Raw genomic sequence first — 12,127 nt, 5'->3', positions numbered from 1 at the left:
TTAATAATATTTTCTTTTGTTTTTTCTTTTAATTCTGGAATAATGCGTCTGTTTGCTTTTCTCATCTTCCGAAATCACACTGATGTTCCCATCCACTTCCAAAATAGAAAGCTTTACCTCTTTAATTCCGTTTACGCCATGTTCACGCACTGCTTCTTCAAGCTCATCTTGTGTTATTTTAACTTTATCTAAAGCTTTTTCATCTACCTTCCCATCTTTGACCAAAATCACAGGATCTTCTTCCATAAAGGTTTCGAAATAGCGATTTGAAAACATCAATCTCTTTAGAATAAAATTGGCAGCAAAAAGAACCAATGCAGCAACCAGCCCGCCCTGTAAAGAGGTGTCCGGGCCTACCATTGCATTTTGTACGGCATTGGAAATCAGCAATAATAAAACGACATCTCCCGCATTGAGCTGAGAAAGCTGGTTTTTGCCAAAAAGGCGAATAGCAATCACCATGAAAAGGTAAACGCAAAGAGACCGGACAACTACATCAAGAATAGGATTCACAATAGTTTATTTATACCAAATGTATAAATTTTTATGATTTGTAAAAGCATTTATTTCGCACTATACAATCGGCTAGCTTGAAGAAAACAACATACACATAAAACCGTTAGTTCCTGCTTAGTTCTTGTGATAGAAAATAAATAAAAAACCGCTCATTTAGAGCGGCTTATTCTTTAAGGACATTGAGCAATTGGAACTTCACTGCAAACGACCTGGTTCAACCTTTCGCAATAAACACAATATTTTTTCGGTTGTCCTCCATACACTGATTTTAATTCAGTCTTGTTCAGTTTTCTTAAATTTTTCATATTGTTTTAATTTTGTGGATTAAAGTTAAAACGATATAATTTATCTTTTATTACAGATTTTTGATTGAGATTTTCAGGATTTGCACTTGAAAAATAAGATTATCTGTTGTCAATTTCCACTGTTACAGGCATGACATAAGTATATGCCATCATATTTTTATTTAAAATTCTGCGGTTAATTTTAAGATTGGTTAAAACGTTTTCAATTTCCCTGCTTACATTTTTACAATCCCCTGTCGAATGAACATTCGTAATCTTTCCGTTTTCCGAAATATCAAATTTCACCTCTGAATTTACAATTCCCTGTTTGTATTCATAATTTGCAAAATCAAAATTATCCATTAGCTCATTTCTTACTTCATTCAAGGCATCATTTTTATTCAGCTGAATTTCCTGAATTACATTGTTATTGGCAACTTGTGCTTTAACGGTATTCATTAGAGACATAAATCCGCAGACAAAAAAAGAAGCAATAAATATTTGAATATTATTTTTCATAACTTATTGGTTTTAAATATTATAATTAAATTATTTTGTATCTCCTACCAAAGTTATTAAAAATAATTCATATTAAATTAACTTTTAGTTAATATTTAGTTAACATTGAAATATAAAATGCTGATTTACAAATATATAACTTTCAAAATAATTGAAAATTTAATATTGGAAGTAAATTCCAGGCATAAAAAAAGCCAAACCGATTAAGTTTAGCTCTATATTTGGAAATTATAAACCTTCAATAATTCTTTTACTTTCAATTTCATCAATGATAAACTTTGCATTACTTTCATTAATGTATTTATTTTCATAAAGCCAGTGGATCCTGCTTAGTTGTACATGAGTTGGAATTAGATTATCTATTCTAAAATATTCTTTTAAGTAAAATTCTTTTTTACTTTCCTTAATTTTAGAAACAAATAAATCAACCTGTTCCTTATCTTTATTTGTATAGAAGAAAATAATGGGTCTTTTCGCTGTAAGGCTTTTAGATGCTTCTTTCCTAAATTCATTATTGCATAGTCCTGCAATAATAAAAACAGGAATCATCATAACTCCAAAAACAATCATTCCTAATGAGCCAGAAAGATGATAATGCTCATTAAAAAATATCGTAAGAAATATTCCATTAAACAAAACGGATATAACTACAATTATAAGTACAAAATCTTTACTTTTTCTAAAGACAATTTCCTCATCTTGAATGTCATTAAAATGAACTTTATACTCCTGCACTTCTTTAGCGAAGTTATCCTTTATAAAAACTCCATCTTCTTGAATTTCAAAATATTTTGTGTTTCTCCCATTCTTTTGTGTTAATATTTGCATATCAAAAATCTATTCCAGTTCTCTCTTCAAAAACTTACCTGTTAAACTCTTTTTCGACTTTACAATTTCCTCAGGCGTTCCTTGTGCAACAATCTGTCCACCGTATTTTCCTCCCTCCGGACCAACATCAATAATGTGATCGGCTAATTTTATGACATCCATATTATGTTCAATAATGATGAATGAGTTTCCTAATTCCACCAATCGGTTTATAGCTTCCATCAGAATTTTTACGTCTTCAAAATGAAGTCCGGTTGTAGGCTCATCAAGAATGTATAAAGTATTTCCTGTCTGTCTTTTTGCGAGCTCAGTTGCCAATTTGATACGCTGAGCTTCCCCTCCGGAAAGCGTTGTAGACTGTTGTCCTAACGTAATATATCCTAAACCGACATCCTGCAAGGTTTTTACTTTCGCAAAAATCTTAGGAATCGGCTGGAAAAATTCTACCGCTTCATCAATCGTCATATCCAATACATCAGAAATTGACTTTCCTTTGTAACGAACTTCCAGCGTTTCCCTGTTAAAACGTTTTCCGTTGCAAGTTTCACAGTGAACATAAACATCCGGTAGGAAATTCATTTCAATCACCTTTAAACCGCCTCCCTGACAAGTTTCGCATCTTCCGCCTTTTACGTTGAAAGAAAATCTTCCCGGTTTGTAACCCCGGATTTTACTTTCCGGTAATTCTGCAAAAAGATTTCTAATATCTGTAAACATTCCCGTGTACGTCGCAGGATTTGAACGAGGTGTTCTACCAATCGGAGTCTGGTCTACATCTACAATTTTATCGATATGCTCAAGACCTTCAATTTTTTTGTAAGGCAGAGGTTCCTGAACTGCTCTGTAAAAATGTTTGTTAAGAATCGGGTACAAAGTTCCGTTAATCAGAGAAGATTTTCCGCTTCCTGAAATTCCCGAAACCACAACTAATTTTCCCAAAGGAATATCAAGGGTTACATTTTTAAGATTGTTTCCTGTAGCACCTTTTAATAATATATTTTTACCGTTTCCTGCTCTTCTTACTTCCGGAATAGCAATTTTTCTTTTTCCGTTGATATATTGAGCTGTGATTGTATCGGCATTCAATAAATCATTTGGCTTTCCCTGCCAAAGAATTTCGCCCCCGAATTTTCCTGCTCTCGGACCAATATCCAATACTTCATCGGCTTCCAGAATCATATCTTTATCATGCTCAACAACTATAACCGAATTTCCGATGTCACGAAGATTTTTTAAAGAATTAATCAATCTTTCATTATCTCTCTGGTGAAGCCCGATACTGGGTTCATCCAAAATATAAAGAACATTTACTAATTGAGACCCAATTTGCGTTGCCAGACGAATCCTTTGAGATTCCCCTCCGGAAAGGGTTTTAGAACTTCTGCTTAAACTTAAATAATCCAAACCAACGTCCAATAAAAACTGAAGACGGGTTTCGATTTCTTTTAAAATCTCATGAGCGATGATTTTATTTTTTTCTGAGAATTTATCTTTAACGTCTGTTAACCATTCTTTTAAGTCTGATAAACTCAATCCATTAACCTCAGCAATATTTTTCCCGTCAATTTTAAAACTTAAACTTGAGGGCTGAAGACGAGCTCCTTTACATTCCGGGCAGGTTTCTTCCGTTGTAAAATGCCTTTCCAGCAAAGTTGCTTCGTAAGATTCTCTTTCTTCAATCAATTCTTCCATAAAAGGAATCAAACCATCAAAGCTGATTTTAATCTTTTTGGTAATTCCTGCATATTTTAAATCTTTATTAAACTCCTTGTGACAGCCGTGGTAGATATACTCCAATGCCTCTTCCGGAATATCTTTAAAAGGAGTCGCTAAACCCAGCCCAAAAATTTCAAGAATATTTTTAATCTGAGCCAGAATCCATTTGTTTGACTTGATATCCTCCAAAGGTAACAAACCTCCCTGATTGATTGATAATTTGGGATTTTCAACAAAATAATCAGTATTGATTTTTTTTATTGTACCCAGCCCTTTACAGCTTGGGCAGCTTCCTTTCGGGGAATTGAACGAAAAAGTATTCGGTTCCGGTAAAGCCAGTGAATGTCCTGTTTCTGCATCCATCAAATTCTTCGAGAAATATTCAATATCCGTACTTCCCAATTTTTGAATTCCGATAAGTCCTTCTCCCATTTCCATCGCTGTTCGCAATGATTTTTCCATTCTGCTTTCAGATGCACTTTCCCCAATAATCCAACGGTCAATAACAATATCAATATCGTGGGTTTTGTAACGGTCTAGCTTTAAATCATATTCAATATCCAGCAACTCACCATCTACTCTTGCCTGTCCATATCCTTTCTTCGCCATCTGAACAAAAAGTTCGTGATAATGCCCTTTTCTGGAACGCACTACCGGCGCCATCAACATTATCTTTTCGCCTTTATAATTTTCTTTGATAGCTTCAAGGATCTGGTCTTCTGTATAGCTTACCAATTTTTTTCCCGTTGTCTGTGAATAGGCATCGGAAACTCTCGCATACAAAAGTCGTAAATAATCATATAATTCCGTAACAGTTCCAACAGTTGAACGAGGATTTTTATTGGTTGTTTTTTGCTCAATAGCAATTACAGGGGAAAGTCCTTCGATTTTGTCGACATCAGGACGTTCCAGACCTCCTAAAAACTGTCTCGCATATGCAGAAAACGTTTCGATATAACGACGCTGACCTTCCGCAAAAATAGTATCAAAAGCCAATGACGATTTTCCGCTTCCCGAAAGCCCGGTAATCACGACCAATTCGTTACGTGGAATTTTCACATTAATGTTTTTAAGATTATGCTCGCGTGCACCGTAAACTTCTATATATTCTGTTGATTTACTCATAATTTGGTGTGACTTTACCTGAAAATCACGATGTGCAAAATTACGGAATTTTATGGAATTTTTTGTGTTAAAAAATGTTAGATTAAATAACAGGTAAAGGCATAAAATTTTTAATTTTAATTATTTTAAAGTTTTTTATAGATGCTTTTAACTTATAGATTCATTTCAAATAAAAAGATCGGTGAAAAATATTCATCGATCTTCTTTTCAATAGTTTATTTAATGTATTTTATTTTACAAATGAATTGTAAGAATTAAGTACTGAATCATAAGCAGAATCAATTTGCTGAATATCACTGTCTGATATTTTCCCCGAAGCTTTAGAATTTCTTATTAATTTTCTGAAAGTATCTAAAAAATTCGCCGAATTTTTATTCACATTTTCAAATAAAGATTTTTTATAGGCATACTGTGTATCTTTTACGTTAAAATCAAGCTTTGCATTATTTTCAACCGCTTTGGCAAATTCATCATATTTTTCCTGGGCTTCCACTTCATTGAATTTTCCTTCATATTGCCTGCCTATAACACCATATGCAGAATCAAGAGTATTCATCAGGCTTTTAGAGGAAATAATATATTCTTTCATGGGATGATCTTTCAAAATAACTTCTTCAGCGGCATCTGTTGCAGGTTTTATTTTATCTAAAATACTTTCTCCTGAAACAAAAAAAGATTGGGCATCAGTTTCAATTTCTTTTGCTATTGTCTCTGCTTTTACCCCTTTATCATCTTTAAAATCTTCAGAGTTCATGTATGACTTCAACTCCTCGAATTTCTTTTCAATATTGCCTTTTTTAGTTTTATAATTTTGAAAATCGGTTTCAATCGCAGTTTTATCTTTCCCAAATCCGGACGGTACATTTTTAATTTTATCAAGATTATAATCCATAGAACCAATAACAATCGGCATTATCATGACACTCCCTCCTTTTGATTTCGTAACGGCGGCATCTGCATATTTTAAAATACTTTCGATATGGCTTGAAGAGCTTTTATAAGAGTCCAAGAAATTATTATTAAAATCAATAATGGCATTGGCTCCATTACTACCTTCAATATTATTTAAAATGGCATCCCCGAATTTACCCAAATCTTTCTTACAGCTCATACTGACGATACTCAGAGACAGCGTCAATACAAGTACAATAATTTTTTTCATATATTTTATTTAGCGATTAATTTTAAATTAAGAATCGGTGTCTTCGTTGGTAACTTTCACTAGATACTCAATTCCGTCAATTGCTTTTGAAACAATCTGATTTTTAAGAATATTTGACATATTCTCCCAGTAGGCTCTTCCATAGAAAGAATAGTTTTGGGGAATAATTTCAACTTCGACGGTTCGTACAAAGCCCTCTTTCGGTTTATTGCTTATCATTGTTCCCCTGGTAACTCTTACTTCTTTCATCTCATCTTTCAGAACCATTCTGCAGTAATTTTTAACATCCTCCAGAGAAATAATTTTATCTCTTGTAGTCAAAGCATATTTATAAGCTTGAATACTGTCTGTACCTTTCTGCTCTTCAGCCCCTCCAATCGTTTCGGTAAGAAGAACCAGCGTTTGAGATTTTAATTGGTTTGAAAGTTCAGTTCCCGGACGCATGTGATTTGCCAAAGTACAATATGTTACCCAGAAAGATGCATAGGTATGATCCGTTTTTTCTACAGGTTCCATAATGACATAATTCAGCTCTTGTTTAATGCTTCGTTTTGCATTATTCACTTTCTGAACCATTGATTTCATTTTATCAGACATTTCGCTCAGAACGCCTTTTACATTATCCCTGTTTAAAAGAGAGAACGCTGCAATTTCGTCTCTTGTAAGCTCGAGAACACTTGCAATCATATCAACGGCATTACGATTATTGAAGCGTTCCATTCCTCCTTTTCTGACGGTATACAAACCTTTTTTCAAATTATCGTTTGGCGTAAAGGGAATTTCAGTATATACTCTTCCCTCACCATCCTGAACCTCATCAACATACAAAAAGTGTTCGCCGTCATCGGTAACCAAAGGAATATTATTTCCCATAATATCTAAACTGTATTCCGTTTTTTTCCAACCGCGGTTATAAATTGGGAAAGCATTTAATACAAAAGAAAAATTATCCAAAATTTCGGCAGTAAACTGTGGAGGAAATTCTAAAGTCAACCATAAATACCGTTTGCCTTCAATGTATTTTCCGATTTCTTCCCGATCTCCAAGGAAATCAAGATTTTGCGGAAGCTGACCTGCTTCAGAAAACAGACTATGCGAAAGCCCTGTTATTTCAATAAATTTATGATGATAAATACTTTTAATATCATCTATAATTTTACTCTGAATAGATTGCTCATGAAACATCTGCTCATATCCGTCTGCTTGTTTATTTTTAAGGTAAGAAATTCCTTCTTTTACAAACAAAGGGTTCCCGTTACTTGAAATGGTAATATATGGCAACAGTTTATAAACAAAATCTAAATGCTCAAAAGCGGGATTTGAACAGAAAATGCTTACGGATTTAGGAAAATTTTCGCTTGCATATTTTGTTACGTTAATTCCAATGGTAATTTTCCTGTAATCCTCCGGTTTTCCCTGAAATCTTGCAATAGGGATTTTGTTCAGCCTGTCATCTATTCCATAGCAGGTATTTCCTACAAACATAATAGAATTCTGCGCTTTATTAATCCGGACATTACCAACAGGAGTAAAGGGAATATTAAGCTGTTTATCTGATTCTGATTTTACCGTTGAAGTCATCTGCTTTCTGAAGAAAAATTCTGTATGTTCCAACAATATTTCAGACGATTCATAAGGCTGTGTAAAAGCAATCGCATGGGCAGGAATAGGATGTGTGTAAATAGAGGGCGTTAAAAGTTTTGCCAATTTCTCTAAAATCCGGGCATTTACCGTCTGTATCTCGTTGTTTGCTTTAAAAACCTCGGTGCTGAATGCATCTATTAACAATTTTACAAAAGGATCCAAAGACTGCGGACTTTTTAATCCCCAAACTTTAGTTGCATTCTGGAGCATTCTCGCTTTTACCGATTCTTTGGAATATATATTCTGATCTAAATTCATAAATTCTGGTTACAATTAAAACTTAATCGATAGACATCGGGCTCAAAAATAACTCTGTAGAAAAGCTGAAACGCTCTCCTGTTTCCTCCATCTTTGCATTGATGGCGATTTTGACTTTCTTTTTGATTTCCGTGTGCTCTTTTGTATCATAATTATGTTCTACAAACTGAATACTGGCATCAATTTGCGGCTGAACAATTCGGGGTTCGTATGCTAATATCTGTCTTTTTAAACTTTTAATGAAAACGTTTTCCCAAACAGCACTTGTAACTCCATTATCGAATTCCAGATTCCAAACGTCGTTTCCGTAATTTTCATCATATCTGTTTTCGCCTTTTTTGGTGGTGATCAGCAGCATGATATTGTGGGCAATACTTTCACCCATGTCGCAGGTGTCAATACTTCCTCCTTCCGTCATTAATGCTGATGGAACAAAAGGCATTCTGTAATTTGGTGTATCCATGATTCTACTTCTTTATTTTTTACGTCATAATCTAATTTATCTGAAAATAAATACCAAATTAAACATTTTTCACGAAATAGAGTATTGTTAAAATTCAAAATATTATTTAAAGTTTTCGTAATTGAATCTTCAGGAAAATTTATAATGAGCTTTAGATAGCACATTCCTAGCCCCGATTGCAGCGGCATCCTTTTTTTGTTTGGCATTTAAAAGCATAGGCAAAAAAGATATAGCGGAAAGCGGGATCAAGCTCCTGAAAAAAACATAAATGATGAAAAAAGCACCTCGATCCAAGCAAACAGCTTTTAGAATATTATTCTTTAATTTTTTGATTTCGGTTAATAAAGTAATACACCGGAAGTCCCAATAAAACCATGACGAAGCCTGGCCAAGTATACTGTTGTTTGTAGATTAAAAGTAAAATACAAAACCCTGTTCCTATTAATAAATAGATAACAGGAGTGACAGGATATAACCATGTTTTATACGGTCTTTCAAGATTGGGCTGTTTGAATCTCAAATAAATAACTCCAAAAACAGTAATCATATAGAACAACACAATTACAAATGAAATCATATCCAAAAGATTTCCATACTGGCCGCTTAAACATAATAAAGAAGCCCAAATTCCCTGCATCCAAAGAGCATTTTCAGGAACTTCGTTTTTGTTGTTTTTTCCCGCTTGTCTGAAAAACATCCCGTCTTTTGCCATCGTCTGGAAAACTCTTGCTCCTGCCAGAATCAGCCCGTTATTACAACCGAAAGTAGAAATCATTACCAACAAAGCAATAATAACCGTTCCTGCACTTCCGAAAATATTGTGAGAAGCTGCAACCGCTACTCTATCATTTTCTGCAAAAGCAATCGCATCCCTGTCTAGTGCATTCAAATAAACATAATTAACGGCGATATATAAAATCATTACGGCAGAAGTACCATAAATCATAGACTTTACAACATTTTTTTTCGGATTATCAATTTCTCCTGACACAAAAGTTACACTTTCCCATGCTACAGAACTGAATACAGAGCCTACCATCGCAGCTGCAATTCCGCCCATTAATGTCATTCCGCCAATCGGTTCCCAACCTTCTTTTAAGAAATTTCCATTCAAATCTTTTTTCAGATTGTTAAAAGAGTCATATCCTAAACTGAAGTTTTCAGCCAAATGAGAAAAATCTACCAAAATAAACCCGGCAGCAATTAATCCTAATAAGGCTAATATTTTAGAACCTGTAAAGATATTCTGTAATAATTTTCCACTCTCTACTCCTCTGGTATTGATATATGTAAGCAAAAGTATGATTGCTATCGCCAAAATCTGTATCCAGGTTATTTTAAACTCCCCGCTTTGAAAAATCGGAGCCGCATTATTAAGAGCAGGGAATAAATATGCTGTAAATTTTCCAAAAGCCATCGCCACTGCCGCAATAGTCCCTGTCTGTATTACTGTAAACAATCCCCAGCCGTAGAGGAACCCCATCTTTTTTCCAAAGATTTCCTTAAGGTAAGTATACTGCCCGCCAGCTTTAGGATACAATGCAGAAAGCTCTCCATAGCTTATTGCAGCAGCAACAGTCATAATTCCCGTAATCACCCAAACGGCAACAAGCCAGAATCCGGAACCGAGATTCCGCATCATATCAGCACTTACAATAAAAATTCCGCTGCCAATCATAGAACCCATTACAAGCATAACAGCATCCCAAAGTTTCAGTTTTTTCTGCATAATCAAGTATAGATGTCAAATATAAATAAATATGCGCTTGTTTTTTGATTTTGTTTTAATTTTTAAGAATGACCTGTTTTTTATCAAGTTTTTGTCTGTTTATGATTCAATTTTTATTAGTATTTTTGAAAAAAATATTAAAAATGAAATTCAAAGCAATACTATTTGCAGTAGCTATAAGTGCTTCAACTTTAGCTTTTGCGCAGGAGACGAAAAAAATCGGTCCACCGGCCGGAAACGCACTTGTTGGTGATACATACGGAAGCGGAGTTGCTTCTGGAACTGAATCTAAAGCAGTTTCTGTAAAAAAATTAAGCAAAATGCTTAAAAAAGAGAATAAAAAAGTTGAAAACGTAGCCATCAAAGGAAAAGTAACAGATGTTTGCGAGAAAAAAGGATGTTGGTTAACTATTCAGACTGAAGATAACTCTCAGTTTTTCGTGAAAATGAAAGATTATGCTTTCTTTGTTCCAACTGCTTTAAAAGGTAAAACGGTAGTATTGGACGGAAGCGCTGAAAGAAAAGTAACTTCTGTCGATGAGCAGAAACATTATGCAGAAGATGCTAAGAAGTCTCAGGCTGAAATTGATGCGATAACGGCTCCGAAAGAAGAAATCAGATTCGTAGCAAACGGAATCAAAGTTGTAAATTAATTTCTTTTGTCATTGTGAACAAAGTAAAAAAACTAAACTTTACAAATTTCGCCGGAATGACAGACAGTATAAAAAGCAAAAGCGGAACAAATTGTTCCGCTTTTTACTATTTATTCTATTCTAAATTCTGCCACAGCATCCAATTTTGGATATTTAGTCGCAGAAATGAATTTCTTTCCGGTACAGTCAATTTCCAACCACCCTTTTCGTTTTTTAACGTCTCCTACTTCCATTACAAAAGGAACAAAGGATATTTCATCTTTACCGTCTTCTACAATTTCCCTGTATTGAACGGCCACGTCTAAAATACATTCATGATCTGTATTTAGCTTTACATTTCTATAAATAATATCATAGTGTGTTTCTTTATTTTCAGGAATATCAAGATAAGTTTCCCAACCATCAATTCCGGAATTTAATTCGCTTATTGCTTTCAAAGCATAATATAAAGCAATTGTATAATATTTTCTCGTTTCCTTTCTTATATAGTCGCCCACAAAATGGCCTCCTTCAAATAAAATCGTAGGCATTCCCGATTTGATGAAATTGTCACCTGTAGAGGCAGGATAAAACTCATCAGAATATCTTCCGATTTGATTAGGAATTAATTCTTTCAAATGACGATAAACTTCCGCAATGACAGCCATGCATTTTTTTCTGTTATCTGTAACGGTACGCTCTATATTCTCAGAAGGTGCCAAAAAAGAGAGCGTTGCAGGATGTACTCCGTCAGTTGTGAAAATTGTTCGCTGCTCATGAAGATTCAGAGCATAATCATACTTTTCAGAAGCTGCTGTTTTTTTTAGAATTTTAATCTCTTTGCTTGCTTCATTATGAAAATCTCTATTAAGGTCAATTTCTGCGGCATTTAGCCTCATCCATTTATGAGAGCCATCAGGATTTAACATAAAAATAAAATCAAGTCTGATTTTGCTAAACAATTCTTCTTTTAGCTCCTGAGCTTTATCTAAAGTAATTAATAAGTCTAACATTGCATGTGTAGCATTCGATTCGTTACCATGCATTTGCGACCATGCAAGAACATTAATGTTCCCAGAACCAATAGTCAGTTTGTAAATTGGTTTTTCTAAATAAGATTTTCCAATCTCCTGAATGTAATCACTGAGATTTACCTGTAAGTAAGAAAATAATTTTTCAGGAGAAATATAACGATTTGGGAAATCAGGGTTCTGTTGATAAATCTGTTCAAAGTTCATTAATCAAATAGTT

11 protein-coding genes are annotated in these 12,127 nt (G+C 34.1%); 1 reads left to right on the top strand and 10 read right to left on the bottom strand.

Going from position 1 to position 12,127, the window contains the following annotated elements; translation table 11 throughout:
• The 9 genes from ACM39_RS14240 to ACM39_RS14205 form a co-directional block, all read right to left on the bottom strand.
• A complete protein-coding gene (locus ACM39_RS14240) occupies window positions 1-513 on the bottom strand; it encodes a DUF421 domain-containing protein (protein ID WP_082140611.1) in 513 nt (170 codons plus the stop codon).
• A gap of 173 nt (window positions 514-686) precedes the next feature.
• The gene (locus tag ACM39_RS18900; RefSeq protein WP_082140610.1) at window positions 687-821 is read right to left on the bottom strand and encodes a bacteriocin-like protein; all 135 of its coding nucleotides are present in this window, start codon (window positions 819-821) and stop codon (window positions 687-689) included.
• A 99-nt stretch (window positions 822-920) separates the two neighbouring features.
• Entirely contained in the window at window positions 921-1,319 is a 399-nt protein-coding gene (locus tag ACM39_RS14235; RefSeq protein WP_048511725.1) for a hypothetical protein, read from the bottom strand.
• Between the two features lie 228 nt (window positions 1,320-1,547).
• Window positions 1,548-2,147, bottom strand: coding sequence for a hypothetical protein (locus ACM39_RS14230; protein WP_048511724.1), 600 nt, complete (start codon window positions 2,145-2,147; stop codon window positions 1,548-1,550).
• 9 nt (window positions 2,148-2,156) lie between these two features.
• On the bottom strand, window positions 2,157-4,988 hold the full coding sequence (gene uvrA, locus ACM39_RS14225) for an excinuclease ABC subunit UvrA (RefSeq protein WP_048511723.1): 2,832 nt from the start codon (window positions 4,986-4,988) through the stop codon (window positions 2,157-2,159).
• Window positions 4,989-5,217: 229 nt separating this feature from the next.
• Window positions 5,218-6,150 carry a DUF3829 domain-containing protein gene (locus tag ACM39_RS14220; protein WP_048511722.1) on the bottom strand — a complete coding sequence of 311 codons (933 nt, stop codon included), beginning with the start codon at window positions 6,148-6,150 and terminating at the stop codon, window positions 5,218-5,220.
• Between the two features lie 27 nt (window positions 6,151-6,177).
• Window positions 6,178-8,052, bottom strand: a complete 1,875-nt coding sequence (locus ACM39_RS14215) for a type VI secretion system baseplate subunit TssF (protein WP_048511721.1) — start codon at window positions 8,050-8,052, stop codon at window positions 6,178-6,180.
• Between the two features lie 22 nt (window positions 8,053-8,074).
• Complete coding sequence (locus ACM39_RS14210; RefSeq protein ID WP_048511720.1) at window positions 8,075-8,515, bottom strand: GPW/gp25 family protein; 441 nt, start codon at window positions 8,513-8,515, stop codon at window positions 8,075-8,077.
• A 313-nt stretch (window positions 8,516-8,828) separates the two neighbouring features.
• A complete protein-coding gene (locus ACM39_RS14205; RefSeq protein ID WP_048511719.1) occupies window positions 8,829-10,244 on the bottom strand; it encodes an APC family permease in 1,416 nt (471 codons plus the stop codon).
• A 143-nt stretch (window positions 10,245-10,387) separates the two neighbouring features.
• On the opposite strand from ACM39_RS14205, the gene ACM39_RS14200 reads away from it, so the two are divergent.
• Window positions 10,388-10,897, top strand: coding sequence for a DUF4920 domain-containing protein (locus ACM39_RS14200; RefSeq protein WP_082140613.1), 510 nt, complete (start codon window positions 10,388-10,390; stop codon window positions 10,895-10,897).
• A gap of 110 nt (window positions 10,898-11,007) precedes the next feature.
• Here ACM39_RS14200 and ACM39_RS14195 read toward each other — a convergent pair whose 3' ends face one another.
• Complete coding sequence (locus ACM39_RS14195) at window positions 11,008-12,114, bottom strand: M14 family zinc carboxypeptidase (protein WP_048511718.1); 1,107 nt, start codon at window positions 12,112-12,114, stop codon at window positions 11,008-11,010.
• Between the last annotated feature and the right edge of the window lie 13 nt (window positions 12,115-12,127).

It is taken from the genome of Chryseobacterium sp. FH2, assembly GCF_001045455.1.
GTDB lineage: Bacteria > Bacteroidota > Bacteroidia > Flavobacteriales > Weeksellaceae > Chryseobacterium.
The sequence above is the reverse complement of the archived record's forward strand: the minus strand, read 5'-3'. Positions and strand labels throughout refer to the sequence as shown.

Excerpts from the sequence above, each read along its gene's own strand:
- ACM39_RS18900 (WP_082140610.1), bottom strand. The coding sequence starts at position 821 with ATGAAAAATTTAAGAAAACTGAACAAGACTGAATTAAAATCAGTGTAT.
- ACM39_RS14235 (WP_048511725.1), bottom strand. The coding sequence starts at position 1,319 with ATGAAAAATAATATTCAAATATTTATTGCTTCTTTTTTTGTCTGCGGA.
- ACM39_RS14230 (WP_048511724.1), bottom strand. The coding sequence starts at position 2,147 with ATGCAAATATTAACACAAAAGAATGGGAGAAACACAAAATATTTTGAA.
- uvrA (WP_048511723.1), bottom strand. The coding sequence starts at position 4,988 with ATGAGTAAATCAACAGAATATATAGAAGTTTACGGTGCACGCGAGCAT.
- ACM39_RS14220 (WP_048511722.1), bottom strand. The coding sequence starts at position 6,150 with ATGAAAAAAATTATTGTACTTGTATTGACGCTGTCTCTGAGTATCGTC.
- ACM39_RS14215 (WP_048511721.1), bottom strand. The coding sequence starts at position 8,052 with ATGAATTTAGATCAGAATATATATTCCAAAGAATCGGTAAAAGCGAGA.
- ACM39_RS14210 (WP_048511720.1), bottom strand. The coding sequence starts at position 8,515 with ATGGATACACCAAATTACAGAATGCCTTTTGTTCCATCAGCATTAATG.
- ACM39_RS14205 (WP_048511719.1), bottom strand. The coding sequence starts at position 10,244 with ATGCAGAAAAAACTGAAACTTTGGGATGCTGTTATGCTTGTAATGGGT.
- ACM39_RS14200 (WP_082140613.1), top strand. The coding sequence starts at position 10,388 with ATGAAATTCAAAGCAATACTATTTGCAGTAGCTATAAGTGCTTCAACT.
- ACM39_RS14195 (WP_048511718.1), bottom strand. The coding sequence starts at position 12,114 with ATGAACTTTGAACAGATTTATCAACAGAACCCTGATTTCCCAAATCGT.